Origin of the sequence: Vibrio sp. YYF0003 (assembly GCF_036350715.1) — a bacterium.
Classification (GTDB): Bacteria; Pseudomonadota; Gammaproteobacteria; order Enterobacterales; family Vibrionaceae; genus Vibrio; species Vibrio natriegens.
This window is the reverse complement of record NZ_JAZDWA010000001.1, coordinates 1312515-1328591: the sequence shown is the minus strand read 5'-3', so window position 1 is coordinate 1328591 and position 16077 is coordinate 1312515. Positions and strand designations below refer to the sequence as shown.

The 16077-nt window shown below is 44.7% G+C and carries 9 protein-coding genes; 8 read left to right on the top strand and 1 reads right to left on the bottom strand.

Translation table 11 applies throughout. From position 1 onward, the window contains the following. Positions 1–94 precede the first annotated feature (94 nt). The 8 genes from V1U08_RS05760 to V1U08_RS05725 all read left to right on the top strand — a co-directional run bounded on the left by V1U08_RS05760 (position 95) and on the right by V1U08_RS05725 (position 12629). A complete protein-coding gene (locus tag V1U08_RS05760) occupies positions 95–1297 on the top strand; it encodes an anaerobic sulfatase maturase (protein WP_065303155.1) in 1203 nt (400 codons plus the stop codon). A gap of 348 nt (positions 1298–1645) precedes the next feature. Next, positions 1646–3367 carry a DUF2264 domain-containing protein gene (locus tag V1U08_RS05755; RefSeq protein WP_330470152.1) on the top strand — a complete coding sequence of 574 codons (1722 nt, stop codon included), beginning with the start codon at positions 1646–1648 and terminating at the stop codon, positions 3365–3367. A gap of 67 nt (positions 3368–3434) precedes the next feature. Next, a complete protein-coding gene (locus V1U08_RS05750; RefSeq protein WP_330470151.1) occupies positions 3435–5354 on the top strand; it encodes an ABC transporter substrate-binding protein in 1920 nt (639 codons plus the stop codon). Positions 5355–5467: 113 nt separating this feature from the next. After that, positions 5468–6463, top strand: a complete 996-nt coding sequence (locus V1U08_RS05745) for an ABC transporter permease (RefSeq protein WP_014235060.1) — start codon at positions 5468–5470, stop codon at positions 6461–6463. 16 nt (positions 6464–6479) lie between these two features. Beyond that, a complete protein-coding gene (locus tag V1U08_RS05740) occupies positions 6480–7655 on the top strand; it encodes an ABC transporter permease (RefSeq protein WP_020334988.1) in 1176 nt (391 codons plus the stop codon). A 10-nt stretch (positions 7656–7665) separates the two neighbouring features. Further along, positions 7666–9339 (top strand): dipeptide ABC transporter ATP-binding protein, encoded by a 1674-nt coding sequence (locus V1U08_RS05735; protein ID WP_014235058.1) that lies wholly within the window; start codon positions 7666–7668, stop codon positions 9337–9339. A 113-nt stretch (positions 9340–9452) separates the two neighbouring features. Next, positions 9453–11456 (top strand): methyl-accepting chemotaxis protein, encoded by a 2004-nt coding sequence (locus V1U08_RS05730; protein ID WP_330470150.1) that lies wholly within the window; start codon positions 9453–9455, stop codon positions 11454–11456. A 9-nt stretch (positions 11457–11465) separates the two neighbouring features. Continuing rightward, complete coding sequence (locus V1U08_RS05725) at positions 11466–12629, top strand: ROK family transcriptional regulator (protein ID WP_330470149.1); 1164 nt, start codon at positions 11466–11468, stop codon at positions 12627–12629. A 103-nt stretch (positions 12630–12732) separates the two neighbouring features. On the opposite strand, the gene V1U08_RS05720 is transcribed toward V1U08_RS05725, so the two are convergent. Continuing rightward, on the bottom strand, positions 12733–15441 hold the full coding sequence (locus V1U08_RS05720) for a glycoside hydrolase family 2 protein (protein WP_330470148.1): 2709 nt from the start codon (positions 15439–15441) through the stop codon (positions 12733–12735). Positions 15442–16077: the final 636 nt, after the last annotated feature.

Genomic DNA, 16077 nt, shown 5'->3' with positions numbered 1-16077 from the left:
TTGTTTTATAAATGTTGTTTGCGATCACGGATTGATGATAAATTAAAATGGCGTTTTAAAATAATTCGTCAACTAATAACAAGGTGTAGTTACGGTGTCACTTATTATTCCCATCAGTAAAGCGAAAGCAAAGCGTCCGTTTCATATTTTGTCCAAACCGATTGGACCTTTGTGCAATTTAGATTGCGACTATTGCTTCTATCTCGACAAAACCGACTATTACCCGCAAACCAAGCAATTTGATATGGGTGACACGACACTTGAGGCACACGTAAAAAGCTACATAGAGAGCCAGCCTGCTGGTTGTCCGGAAGTGACGTTTGGTTGGCAGGGTGGGGAACCGACATTAAGAGGGTTGGCATTTTTTCGCCAGGCAGTGGCGCTGCAAAAAAAATATGCCCGCCCGGGAATGAAGATCATCAATACGCTGCAAACCAATGGTGTGCTGATTAACGACAGTTGGGCCGAGTTTCTTAAACAGCATGAGTTTTTGGTTGGGATCAGTATTGATGGTGATGAAGAATTGCATGACTACTACCGCAAAACACGCAGTGGGAAGGGCTCTTATCGTCAGGTGATCCAAGGTTTGCAGACGCTACAAAGGTATCAGGTCGATACCAATGTGCTGACTGTGATTCAAAACCACAACGGCAATCATGGTAAACGAGTATATCGGCACCTGACACAACTTGGGGTGACATTTATTCAGTTCATTCCAATTGTTGAACCGGAAAAAGGTAAAGGTGTTTCGGAGAGAAGTGTATCTCCAGAGCAGTTTGGTCAGTTTATGGTGGATGTGTTTGAAGAGTGGCGCAAAGGTGACATTGGTAAGGTGTACGTCAGCCATTTTGATAATGCGCTCGGCATGCATTTGGGTATGCCGTCTTCTATTTGTGTACACGCCCCTCAGTGTGGGGAGAATCTTGTGATTGAGCACAATGGTGATGCCTATAGCTGTGACCATTTTGTTTATCCAGAATTTAAAGTGGGGAATATCAACCAGCGAGATTACCCTGACTTGATAGAAACGCCGATCCAGCAACAATTTGCTACCCGCAAGCCAACTGGTAGCCAAATCCATTGCCAGCGATGTGACCAACGTTCGCTATGTCATGGCGCTTGCCCTGCGCAGCGGATCGATGTAAACGGGGAGTTATCTATATCGGCAAAGCATTATCTGTGTGACGGGTATTATCAGTTTTTCTCTCATCTTCGCCCTTACCTTGATGCGATGGGGCGATGCTTGCAACGTGGCTTGCCACCTCTCTATTACGCTCGATTTATGCGCCATCCCTAGGCTGGTGTGCGCATCCATCCTTTGAGCAATTCTGCTGGCATTGTTAAAGAGCACGCTGTCATAGGCTAATTTTTCTATTTCAGCGTGCTTACAATCCCGTAGTCCTATCAGCCCAGCACATCAGAACCCGTTTAATCTATGCTAAGAAAGCAAATTATTGATAAATGAAACATCGTTTTAATTTTATTGTTTTTGGTAGTTCAATTTTGTGAGCTAGGTGGGCATTGAACTAAAAAAATAAAACGTAGTTTTGATCTTTATATCAAAAATATAAAAAAGCGTTTCAATAATTATAGGTTATGAGTTTTAATTCATTCATTGATGATTTTGTTGTTAAGCGAGTAACCCGTGGCAATAAGTTTGAATTGTTTGGCAAATACGGCGCAAGGATGCTCAGGCCGTTCTGAAACGCTGAAAATGCTAAAAGCGATTGTAGAGCGCCAAATGGATGTTGTTCGTGGAACAACACAAGACGTGCCGCACTTTAATAGCGCGGCGCACTATACAGAAAGCGTCGCGGGTATCGAACATGTTTGTCGTTTGATGTGGGGCGCAGTGCCAGCTGGAGAGGCGCTGAAAGATGAGCATGCCGAGTTGCGCCAGTTGATTGCCAACGGTACCAATCCTATGCACCAAGACTTTTGGCAGTTTCCACGCAATTATGACCAACGTGTTGTGGAGATGTCATCGATTGCAGTCGCGTTGATCGATGCTAACGAATTTTACTGGCAGCCGTTAGATCGCGAGCAGCGCACTAACCTTGTGACTTGGTTAAATTCTGTCTCCGATTTAGAGTTGCCGCCTAATAACTGGCGCTGGTTTAGGGTTCTGATCTTAAAAGCACTATCGTTGTTGGGTGTGGAAATTCAGCAACAGGTGCTTGAACAAGACCTCGCTTTTATTGATGAAATGCATTTAACAAACGGATGGTATCAAGATGGTCTCACAGGTGTGGTGGACTATTACAACCCGTTTGCTTTCCAACTTTACGCATTGGTGTACGCCCGCTGGGACAACTATCAGAGTGCTGGCAGTCAGCTTTTGCTTGACCGTGCAATAGAGTTTTCTCATCGCTATCAATATTGGTTTGGCGAAGATGGTCAGCCTCTGTGCTACGGCCGCTCGTTGAATTATCGCTTTGCTGGTGCTGCTTTTTGGGCGGAATTAGCGCGTACTGAACATCCTGATATTGATATCGCAACGGCAAAAAGCTACTGGATGCAAACCATGCGCTGGTGGGCGAATCAGCCAATCTGGGATCAACAGGCACAGTTGTTACCGGGCTTTGCTTACCCTAACTTGCTCGTGAGTGAATTCTATACCAGTTACGCGTCACCGATGCTGGCACTTAAAGCCTTTAACGCACTTTATTTACCTGAACAGCATCCATTTTGGACGGTAGAAGAACAACCATTATCGAGCAATATGCCCGCCACGTGGATTGGTGATCGCCACCTGATTACCCGCCGTCAGGGCAGTTATCTGTTGACCAATAGCGCACCTGCAAACGAGCTGCGTAATTGTAATGACAAATACAGCAAGTTTGCCTACAGCTCCGCGCACGGGCTGTGTGTTGAATCAACTAATTGGTTGGAGCAGGGTTGGGCGGGAGACAATATCTTCGCTTTTGCTCATCCGCAAACTCGTCAATGGTTTAGCCGCACCCGAAATATCAATAGCTATCGTGAAGGCGATGCATTGGTCTCTTTATGGCAGCCGTTTGAAGGTTGTGTGGTGAAAACGCGCCAACAATTTACTGAGCAGGGTGAACTTCGCAGCCATGAAATCACCACAGACTTTGCTTTGGAATTTGTGATGACAGGGTATGCCGTAGATGGCTGGTCAGCTTGGTTTAGCCATCAGGTGATTCAGCCTGCACGAGTGGAGTCTGAGCGGCTCTTTAGTGAACTGATTTTATTGCAAGGTGAGGGGAAAACCCGAGTCTACCCATGCGCACCCAACACCAATTTACTTTATCCCCAAGCTAGTGTTCCGGCCATTACTGGCCGTATCGAACCCGGTACACACCAGTATATTGTCGCCGTGAACGCTGGCAATGTGCCTCGCTGAGTTAAATGGCTACGCGAAGTACGAAAGAATTAATCTTTACATTTGTATACAAATCAGGGAGTTACTGATGAGTTATAAGAATAGCTTACCTCTACTTGGCAAAGTCGCTATCGCGGTTGCAGCCTCTGTCTCTTTTTCTGCTTTGGCGGATACGTACAACGAAGCCCCACAGCTAAAAGAGTTGGTGGCAGCTGGGCAACTAGCCCCTGTTGCTGAGCGTTTGCCTGAAAACCCACTTGTTGTTGAGCCGATTGAATCTATCGGTCAATACGGTGGTGAATTGCGTCTGCTTGGTTTAAAAGCGGACCGTGGTCACCGTATGCGTATGCTTAAGTACGACAACTTATTTAACTTTAACCGTCACTACACGGGTATTGAGCCAAATCTAGCGACTAGCTACACAGTAAACCCAGAGCTTACAGAGTACACGATCAGCTTGCGCAAAGGCGTTAAATGGTCTGACGGAACAGAGTTTACAGCGGAAGACATCAAGTTCTACCTAGATTTAATTAACCGTGAAGACTGGTCTGGCAACAAACCACTCTATGCTCGTCAATCAGGTGATGCAGTCGGTACCGTTGTAGACAAACACACAATCAAAATCACGCTAAAAAATGCCGATGGTATGTTCATTCGTAAATTGGCGAACACGGATGGTTCTAACATCGTTCAGTTCCCGAAACATTACTGTGAGCAATTTTTGCCTGAAGTAAACGCTAAAGTGACTGAAGAAGCAAAAGCTGCTGGCTTTGATAGCTGGCAGCAATACTTCCAAACTAAGTGTCGTGCGATTTACTTCCAGGAAAGTTACCAAAACCCAGACCGCCCTACAGTAAACGCCTGGAAAGTAAAAGTCGCTCCAGGTCCGCAAACGCAATATGCAATTTGGGAACGCAATCCATACTATTGGCAAGTCGATACGGCGGGTAACCAATTACCTTACCTAGATACGGTTTACTTCTCTTACTCTGAGAATAAAGAAGAGATGGTTCTTCGCGCTGCCGCTGGTGAGACAGACTTCCAAACTCGCCATATTGGCGTAGCTAAGTACCGTCCAATGCTCATCGAAAACGAGAAGAAGGGTGACTACACTTACGCGACTCGTCCAAGTACTAGCATGAACGCGCAGATCCTTGGCTTAAACCAAACACACAAAGATCCAGTTAAGCGTGAACTATTTTCTAACAAAGATTTCCGTGTAGCACTTTCTCACGCAATTGATCGTGAAGGTATTAGTGAGACTATTTTCTCTGGTGTCGTTGCGCCATACCAAGCAGCGCCTTCAGAAGGTAGTGCATTCTACGATGAGGAATTTGCAACTCAATACACAGAGTTCAACCCAGAACTTGCCAACCAGCTGTTAGACAAAGTCGGTCTGAATAAGAAAGACGACGATGGCTACCGCCTGGATAAAAATGGCAACCGCCTGCGTATTGAAGCGTTGGTTAACCAACAGCACGTTGGTGAAACTACAGACATTCTTGAGCTTGTGAAAAACGATTGGAAAGACGTGGGCGTATTCCTGGATATCCGTATCGTTGAAGGTTCTTACCTGCAAACTCAACGTTTGGCGAATGAATATGATTTAGCGCCAGCGAAAGGTGATGGTGGTATCGGTGTGTTGGATACTTTCCGCAGCTATGCACCTCAAAACCCAGAGTCTACCTGGGGCTTAGGCTACTACTACTGGATGACAGATACTTCACACGCTAATGCTGTTGAGCCACCTGCACATGTTAAGAAGCAAATTGAGCTTTACCAAGCTATGGGGAAAACGTCTTCTCATGAAGAACAGTCTAAGCTGATGCAACAAATTATTGATATTGCGAAAGAAAATTTCTATGTAATTGGTACGGTTCAGCCTCTGGATGAAGGTGTGATCATTCGTAAAGGCGTTCGCAATGCTGATACTGAGGTTCCAAACTCATACAGTATCGCTTCGCCAGGTCCCATGCGTACCGCTCAACTTTGGAAGGAATCAAAGTAATTTCGTTGAACTAGGTATGGTTAAACCAGACCTGTTAGCCGCAGTCACTAGCAGCTGCGGCTAACGAACCTTTTGTTTTAACTGTTTGCGAAGTTGCAAATGTAGGAATAATTATGAGCAGTTTTTTTCTGTATATAGGACAAAGATTAGCGGCGGTATTTACCACTTTGCTGGTCGTGTCTATTTTAGTTTTTGTCGTTATTGATTTACCACCAGGTGATTTTGCTTCTGCAAAAATCGCAGAAATGGCCGCTATGGGTCAAGATGTCGACCCAGAGCAGATACTTGTTTTGCGTGAAATGTTTGGTTTGGATAAACCGTTGCATGAGCGTTACATAAGTTGGATGGGAGGTCTACTTACAGGTGATCTCGGGCTTTCTCTGGTTAACAATAAACCAGTTTGGGATAACATTCAGCCTACACTGTTACCTACCATTCTTTTAGCCTGTGCCGTACTGGTTTTCAAATTTACGTTGGCTATTCCAATCGGTGTTTACTCTGCTCTGCGTCAATACTCATTTGGCGATTACATCGCAACCATATTTGGCTTCATTGGTATGGCAACGCCTAACTTTGTTATTGCGATTGTTGCCTTGCTAATTGGTTATCACTCTTTTGACGTGATGCTGTCTGGTCTTTACTCGCCAGAGTATATCTCTCAACCTATGAGTTTCGACAAATTCATGGACGGTGTTAGTCGTAGCTGGTTGTATATTCTCGTTGCGGGTACCGCAGGTATGGCGGGTATCATTCGTATTATGCGTGCCAACTTACTCGATGAATTAACAAAGCCTTATGTAAAAACTGCACGAGCGAAAGGCCAAAAAGAATTTACGCTCTTAGTTAAATACCCTATTCGTGTCGCGTGTCTACCACTTGCTGCGACGATTGGTTGGCAGTTACCACTTCTTATCAGTGCAGACGTGATTGTAAGCCAGGTGTTGAACATCCCGACAATGGGACCAACCATGCTTAGCGCATTGCGTAACCAAGATATGTACCTGGCTGGCGACATTCTATTGCTGATGTCTACCTTAACCATTATCGGCACCATCATTTCTGACCTCATCATGTATTGGGTAGACCCTCGCGTACGCGCTGGTCTTTAACCGAGGAGTAATCATCATGACAGCTAATATTCAAACTGCTCCTGCCAATAGCATATTTGCTCGAGTATGGAAGCGAAAGAAAAAACAGATTGACCTAACGGAAGCAACCGCCTGGCAATTGATTGGTCTTAAATTAAGACGTCACAAACTGGCTTGGTACAGTATGTGGTTCTTAGCTCTAATCTATTTTGTCGCTGCATTCGCGGAGTTTTTTGCACCGTTTAACTCAAGTGACAACTGGCGTCGATACACTTACGCGCCGCCGCAACAGGTAAATCTGTTTGAGAAAACCAGCGAAGGTTGGGATTGGGCGCCACATTTAATCGGCTACACAGTGAAAACCGACCCTCGTTCGCTAAAACGTCATTACACCGAGAATCCAGAGAAGAAAGTTTACTTTGAATTTTTTGGTGAGGTAGAACCGTACACGCTAGCGGGCTTCATTCCGATGAAGTACAAGTTACTTGTACCTAAGAATAAACGTGATCCTTTCTTCATCCTTGGTTCTGACCGAATGGGACGCGATATGCTGTCGCGACTAATTCATGGTGCGCGTATCTCGCTGTCGGTTGGTCTGATTGGTGTATTTTTTACCTTTTTCATCGGTATTTTGGTGGGTGGTATCTCCGGTTACTTTGGTGGCAGAGTAGATAACTTCATCCAGCGCACCATGGAAATTGTTAAATCGGTACCAACGCTTCCACTTTGGATGGCGCTAGGTGCGTCATTACCTAATGACTGGAGCTCGTTGCAGCGTTACTTCCTGATCACCATTATCTTAGGTTTGGTTGCATGGCCTGATATGGCTCGTGTTGTCCGTAGCCGCTTCATGTCATTGAAGAGCGAAGAGTATGTTGCAGCGGCATGGTTAGATGGTAACTCACCATTTGAAATCATCCGCCGTTACATGGTGCCAAACTTCCTGAGTCATATCATCGCAGTGGTTACGCTAGCCATTCCGAGCATGATTTTGGGCGAAACGGCGCTTAGCTTCTTAGGTCTAGGCCTTCAACCACCTATGGTGAGTTGGGGTGTATTGTTACAAGAAGCCCAAAACATCCGTGCACTAGCGGATGCAATCTGGCTGTTAATTCCAGCAGCAAGTGTGGTTATTGCCATTCTAGCGATGAACTTTGTAGGTGACGGTTTACGTGACGCCTGCGACCCTTACCATGAACAAGGTGCAAAATAAGGTATTTAAAATGGCGGATAAAATTCTTGAAGTTAAAGATCTGAACGTCAGCTTCCCGACAACGATGGAAACCTTCCACGCTGTTAAAAACGTATCGTTTCATTTAAATCGTGGGGAAACCTTGTCAGTCATCGGTGAATCGGGTTCTGGTAAGTCTGTGACAACCAGCGCGATTCTTCAACTGCTGGACAAACCAGGACGCATTGATTCAGGGGAAATTCTTTATTATACCGATGGATCCAAGGTGGATATCACCACGTTGCATCCGCGTAGTGAAGAAATGCGTAATTTGCGTCGCTTTAACTTCTCATTGGTATCGCAAGAGCCAATGGCAGCACTGAGCCCTGTTCATACGGTTGGCGATCAAATTAAAGAAGTGCTTTGTCTTGTTGACCCAGGCATCACGAAACAAGTGGCTCATGAACGTGCAATTGAACTTTTGACTCAGGTACAAATGCCTGAGCCGGAAAGTTTGATTAACAAGTACTCGTTCCAGTTATCTGGTGGTCAGCGTCAACGAGTTGTCATCGCGATGGCGATTGCCAGTCGTCCGGATGTATTAATTGCCGACGAGCCAACAACGGCGTTAGATGTGACCACTCAGGCTGAAATTTTGGAGTTGTTTGCCAAACTGCAGCAAGAGATAGGCATGGCTATTTTGTTCATTACTCATGATTTAGGGGTAGTGGCACAAATCTCGGACCGTGTCGTCGTTATGGAAAAAGGTGTAGTTGTCGAGCAAGGTGATGTCCGCCAAATCTTCGAGCGACCTGAGCACCCATATACGATTAAGCTGATGAATGCGACGCGTGCGCTTGAGCTACCTTCTGAGGTGAAAAAACCGTTTGTTTACACAGGGCAAACGCCACTTTTAGATGTAAACAACGTCACTAAAGTGTTTGAAAAACCGGGCAAGATGTTCGAGAAAAAACAATTTATGACGGCGGTTAACAACGCGACGTTGACGCTGCACCCAGGCGAATCTTTGGGAATTGTTGGTGAGTCCGGTTCTGGCAAGAGTACCTTAGGTCGAGCGATTTTAGGTATGCAGCCGGCAACGTCAGGTAACATTCGTTACGTAGACGAAAGTAGTGACGTCGAGCTTGAGCTTGCTGACTACAAGCGTGTGAAACGCGATCCTTTGTTTGCCGATCTACGTTTGATTTTCCAGGACCCATGGTCCTCTTTAAATCCACGTATGACGGTTGCGGATATCATTGAAGAGCCGCTGAAACTGCTTCGCACAGAGATGAGCGCGCAAGAACGTAAAGATCGCGTACGTAATATGATGCGTCGAGTTGGTTTGCCAGCGGAGTTCTCAAGTCGCTATCCACACGCATTCTCTGGCGGGCAGCGCCAGCGAATTGTTATTGCTCGCGCACTGGTGACGATCCCTAAACTCATCATTGCAGATGAGGCGACGGCAGCATTGGACGTATCATTGCGTGCACAGGTTTTGGACCTATTGATTGAATTCCAAAACGAATTTGGCACATCGTTCATCTTAATCACCCATGACATTGCAACCGTGAAGTACTTCTGTGATCGAGTGATCGTACTGCAACACGGCACGATAATGGAGCAGGGTACCATCGAGCAGGTAATTCATAACCCACAAGAACCATACACTCAAAAATTGATTGCAGCGGTTCCTGTTGCCGAACTACCTAAAGAAGTGGCGTAAAGTTCACTGGTTACTCTAACTCAGGGTGACTTTAAGTTGTCTTTAAAAGGCCGCGTTATGCGGCCTTTTTTATTTTCACAATTCGTAAATTATAAAAATATTAAAAGGTTCCTATGAAGTTTTGGCAAGATCTGTCCATTGTTAGACGTATCTACATTGGCTTTACCTTGTTGCTGCTGGCGATGATTTCGATTGCGGGCGTGAGTTTGCTCCAGGGTAACTTGCAGTCTGAGCGTACCCATATCGTGACTGAAGTGATTTCTCCTTATATGGTTGAGTTGAATCGAGTGACAGTGCATCTGCTCACTAGCCAAGCCTTGGCTAACTCTTATTTCACGCCGTTGGATGCCGACATATATACAAGAATCGAATCTCAGTTTTTAAAAAACCATGAGCGCTATGATGAAAAATTGTTGGAGTTGGATGCGTTGTTCACCCAACTCAACGAACACCAAATTGATTTGTTAAAAACTCCACATGACATCGCCCTATTTTCTCGAACACACGATTTGTTCAAACGGTATCAACAAGTTGTCGACACAGAGCAATGGGTAGAGGATCGGACTAGGCAGTTTGTTTTAGACAGCACCAAAATGAAACGTGCCGCTTATGGCTTGTCTGGCTCGGTTGATGATATGAATGCCAGCTTTATGGCAAACAATCTAGCAGCCACTATTGATTCACTTATTTTTAATACCAACCAAGGCTTAAATTCGAATTCGGCAGACGTTATCGATGGACTGATTAAAAAGAATCGCGCCGTCGCCGAGCGGATTATTAAAACCAGTCAGTCTCTCGCGGAAAAAACACGCAGTTATACAACGCGCGATCAAAAACTCCTGAAGACTGTGATCGATCATGCGACGGACGAGCAAGGCGTGTTGGTCAAACATTATCGCGCCATGTTGCAACAGGCCGAAGTTTTCGATCTCCTCGCTGGGGTTCAGTCAGATACGGCACAGTTAATCGATCTGTTTGTCCATCAGTCTGAACAGCTTCGACAACTGTCTGAACAGCAAGTTACTGAAGTCAATGTGATGCAAGCGAGGGGAGAAAAACTTATCATTTTGGTTACGTTATTCTCTTTCTTAATCGTGTCAATGGTTGCTGTGACACTAAGCCGGACGATTCGTAACGCGTTATACATGCTTAAAGCGTCGTTAAATCGTATAGAAAATGGCGATCTGACGTTAACTACCGGCATTAAAAGCAAGAATGAGTTTGGCGAATTGTCTAACTCGATAGATCAAATGATCAATACACTCAAGCACTTGGTGGCATTGGTACAGTCGGTATCCCATCAGCAAAACCAGCTTGCTAATCACAATCAAGTCACTGCCTCTAAAAGTCAAAAATCGCTGGAGTCACAGCGCATCGAAACCGAAAGTGTTGCAGCGGCGATGAGCGAAATGGAAAGCTCGGTCGCGGAGGTCTCCCAAGCCACACGTACCAGCCAAACTCAGTTAAACGATATTGAGCGTTCGGTCGTGAAAGGACAACAACAAACCACTGACAACCTTGAGGCTCAACATCAGCTTTCACAAGCTCTCAAAGAGTCCGCAGATGCCATATCGCGAGTGAGTGATGTAAGCACAGAGATAGGCCGGGTACTCGAAGTGATTCAAGCCATAGCGGATCAAACCAATTTACTCGCGCTTAATGCCGCCATCGAGGCCGCAAGAGCTGGAAGCATGGGGCGCGGCTTTGCTGTGGTTGCGGACGAAGTTAGGGAACTCGCTGGTCGTACAGGTCGTTCAACCCAAGAGATCCATACAATGACTCAATTGTTGCATAAATCGGTTGAGCAGGCGGTCCAGCAAGTGGAACAATGCCATTTTTATATGCAGCACTCGCGCGAATCATCCAATCAAACCAGCATGGTAATGCAAGGTATTCAAGCTTCAATTTCTGAACTTGCTCAGTTGGGAGCACATATCGCTTCGGCGACAGAACAGCAACAAAACACCGCGATAGACATAGCAAAAAACATCAGTCGAATATCAGACATCGCGTCCTCGAATTCAAAAGGTGCTGTGGAAGTGGCAGCAAACGGACAGAAGTTACAAGAGCTGTCGATAGAGCAACTTAAATTGATTGAGCACTATAAGCTGGGGTGAGTGATGGAGATGCGTCAAGGATTAGGTTTATCCAATAGAGCGATTCGAGTTCACAATAAGCGTTCCATCTTAACGCATTTGGCGAAAAGTGGTCCCTTGAGTAAATCAGAGTTGGCGTCCCGCACTCAGCTTTCGATACCTGCTGTGAGCAAGATACTGTCGGAATTGGATGCTGAATCAAAAATCATGCTTTTCCCCGGACCTGTTCAACGCCGTGGTAACAGTGCGGGGATCTATGCACTTAGTAATAAACTCAGCCCCATTCTTTGTTTAAATGTATCACCAAACAAAATCGCGGCACTCGTTGTTACTGCAGACCTGGAGTTGCTACTCGAAGCCTCAGAGACCGAGATCAATGTCGAAACACCAGAAGCGTTAATTGACGCGGTCTGTGACGTATATGATAACGCACGAAACACCAGTAAACAGCGCAAACTACGTGTCGCTATCGGCTTGCACGGTCAAGTATCCAGGCACAGTGGGGCATCTTTACATATGCCTCTTGCCAAGTGGAAAGGCGGCTTTGAATGTCGATATTTGTTAGCGCAACGGCTTGATACAGAGGTCATTGTTGAAAACGATTGTGTCGGATTGGCATTGGCAGAAAAGTGGCAAAGTGAACGCCCTGAGCACTTTTGTGTAGTGAATTTAGACTATGGAATTGGCTCGGCTTTTATCATCGATGAGCAAGTCTTTTTTAGTCGTTCTCATGCGAATGGCGAAATTGGACACACTTTGGTGGATATTCATGGCAAGCAGTGTGGCTGTGGCCAGAGAGGATGCCTGGAGACGGTTGCCTCGTTAACGGCATTACAAAGTGAGTGGGACAAGGTTTTACAGAAAGGGTGTATAGGGAATGCACATTTTATTGATGCGGTATTAGCGAATCATCCAAGTGCCATACGTTTGAGTGAAAATGCAGTCAATGTGATTGGCCGAACGTTAAGTAATTGCTTAAATTTAGTCGGCATTGAGCAAATTTTACTGTATGGCCCTTTATGTGAGTTGGGTGACGCTTGGTTAAGCAGTATTCGCGAAGCAATTGCCTCACACCCATTCAATGACAACGACGAGCTGACTCAGCATCAAACTCAAGTTATTTTTGGTGAATTATCGACTTCTCAACAACTTAAGGGGTTAGCGTATCTATTTATTGAGAAAAGCTTAAATTAGCCTGAGCATTATTGATTAACACCTAGGTATTTAGAGTCGGGGTAAGTTTAGTACCCAAGATTTTTGGCTGAGAAAAATGCGCCAACTGAGTTGGCGCGTTAGATTAGAAATGAAATTCGCCACAATCTGATTGTTGCAGTTCAACACCTCGATGCTTGGCTCTTATATAGGCGTTGCGAGCGATTCTATTATCAACTTCCTCAACAAAAGAGTGTTTAATTTCGGCTAATCGCGCAATGCTATCGGATGATTGAGTTGGTAGCTCCGATTGCAGAATAGGAAGCGTATTAGGCTTGGTATCTAATTCCAAAATAGCGGGTACAAGCGTATTCATCCCTTCATTTACCGGACGGGCAATCACCAGTATCTTGCCGGCCGTTTGCGTGGTACGAATCAACGCTGGTGCGCTCCCCCATTCCGTCGCCCTTGGGTTCGCAAAAATGTTGTCGGCTTCGATTAGGCTCGCTTCACCATAAACCTCAAACTTTATGTGATGTCGGGCCAAGCGTTTTACATTTCCATCTTCATCAGTGACTTCAGCAACGATGGTACCAATATCAGAACCATTGGCGATGAGCGATGAGTTGTCGATACTAAGGCGCAGACGTGTTGGTCGTTTTGCCGGATACTTGATTTCGGTGATCACACATTCGTCACCCACAAAGCCTTTGGCAATAATGCAGGCTTCGGTGAACCTTTCTTCGCGGTGCAGATTCTTAAAGTCCATAAAATCAAAAGCGCCTTTGAATATAGCAGGCAAAAACGGAATGCCTTTTCTCGGATTTTTGACAACTTGTGTACCGAAATATTGACCCGCGACGCTCAGTTCAACTCTGTCCACATTGCTCACCACCACGATATCTGAACCAGAAATAGGCGTAGCTTCGTGGAGTATTTTTAAATGGTAACCCGATTGGCAAATAGGATGGGTTTTGTTTGGGTTACGCTGCGCCATGAATACATGGTAGCTGTATTTATCTTGGCGAAACGCATCCATAATACCACCCCAAAACTGCTCAGGATGATAACCACGTTGGTGATCAAAACCATGCCATAAAGTGCCGCCAATATGCTGCCGTGGTGTTTGATGTAATACGTTGAGATTGGTGGCATATTCATGGCCGGAACTATCGGAGCCTGTAGCGTAGTGCAGCGCTTGAATGATTTGTGCTTGTTCACCCCAGCTACGATGAACTCGGCTGTTAGAGTTGTGAGAATTCCAGTCGTCGACGTTATCTCCCCATTCGCGCGTAAATACGGGAACGTCAAATTCCGCAGGATAAGTCAATTGCCCTTCATCCGCTTCACCTTCTTTGACTTGGTTAGGGTGTGCATACATCACTTCTCTTGCTTCAGGACAATCAATATAGCTGTCGAGTGGAACCCAAGTCGTTTCATCCATTTCTTGATGAACAATTTGGTGTAACTCTTTTAAAAACCAGTTCGGCTGATGGGTTTCATTTAGAGCGGGTTCAAACATCCAAATGCATGCGTGGTTGCGATCGCGACGAATTTTTTCGCGTACGTTTTGCTTGGCTTGTTCAACAAACTGAGTCTCTTCATTCCAGAATTGCCAACCAATAGAAGGCTGAATAATTAATACTCCCAATTGATCAGCGGCATCAAAAAAGGCTGGGTCTTGCGGGTAATGAGCAGTGCGGATCACCGATAAGCCTGCATCTTTGAGTTTCTTTACATCATTCCAATGCTGACTATTGCTCAATGCAGTGCCGATGTGTGCGTAGTACTGATGGCGGTTAACACCGATTAACTTTTCTTCGTAGGCTTTGCCGTTAATGTAAAGGCCATCTTTTGCTTTAAGTTCGAGAGTGCGAATGCCAATTCTCAATCGTACGCTATCAATCTGTTCGCCAGAATTGTCGAAGAGTCGGCAGTCTATCCAGTACAAATTAGGTGAGTCGGGGTGCCAAAGTTCTGGCTGCTCTACTTGCATTTTACAGCTGACATACTGATCACTAGATTCTATCGAAACATTCAACGACTGCTTGGTAGTAACGTGTCCAGTTTGGCAAGAGCTCAGTTGGCACTCAATAGTGACTGGCTGCGTATTATTCGTTTGATTAATGATCTGCATGCCAAGATCAATGGTGGCACTTTGTTCTGAAACGTTGCGATAGCGAACTCTTAATCCAGAATGTTTGGTATTAGGGGTTGGAGTGTTAGCGATTCCTTCATGGCCAAAATGCATCATCTTTTGTGTGGAAAAAAGCCACACATCGCGATAAATACCGCCAACGTAAGTAAAATCAAGCTCGTATTGATTTTTTCCTGCAGGGAAGCTTGAGTCATCGCTATTATCTGCTTTGACCGCAATAATATTGGTTGAATCAAAGTTCAGGAATGACGTTATATCAATAACAAGCGGTAGAAATCCTTCTTTACGCGAGGCAAGCAGCTCTCCGTTAATCCACACTTCTGATTTACCTTGAATCGCTTCAAAATCAATGACGATTCGTTGATCTTTTAAATTCTCCGGGATAAGAAAGTGCTTCCGGTACCAAACGACGCCTTGGTAGTTAATGGTGCCACTGGCATCTTCAGGTAACAATTCCACACAATGTGGGAGAGAAACTGATACCCAGTTTTTATCATCGCAAATAAGTTGATTGGCGTTTAGAGGATCACCCTTGTAGAACAGCCAGCCCCCATTGAAATCAAAAACGTGACGTGACGGATCCGGCATAGAGAAAAATCCAGAATGAGAAAAATCACGCTGACAATTAAGTGAGTGAATTGGCTTGTGGTGAATGAGTTGTGACAGGCAACGAGTCTTTTCTATCTGTGATGCCATGTGTTGTTCCTAATGCTGTTACTTAGACCGTGGTATTATATCAACGCCTTAAAATTCAATTTAGAACAGTTTTGAATCCAAAATCACGCTACAAAGTTAACCAAGTTTACTATTGTTCCATTTAATCGCGTGATTGTTGGTATTTACGATTGTGTAAACTCAATTGTCGATTTATTTATTAATAAACAAGGTCGATAAAATAAAGGAATATTGTTTTTTCTTATATTTTCCTTGGGACGGAATGGGTTGTTAATAGAAAGTGTAAGTGGTGATAAATAAGTTAATTGTTTGATTTTGTTTATTTAAAAAGAAAGAGCCCATAAGGGCTCTTTTAGTATGCAAACAATATCTTAGGAAATATAAAGCTATATCTTATTTCAACCAGTAACTACTTTCGTAGGGCCAATACCAGTTAAAACTTACTTTGAGCTATCAAAGACTTTAAGTTTCAAATGCTGCTAACTTAACCTCATTAAAACCATCGCATTTTAAATGACTCATATTCAATATCGTTGGATTAAAATATTAATCTGATAGTGAAGAAATATTTCATAAAATAAGAACAGCTAATAGCTAACTAGCGTTCACAGCTAAATAGTATCACTATGGAGTGATAAATCAATTTTGAAACGATGT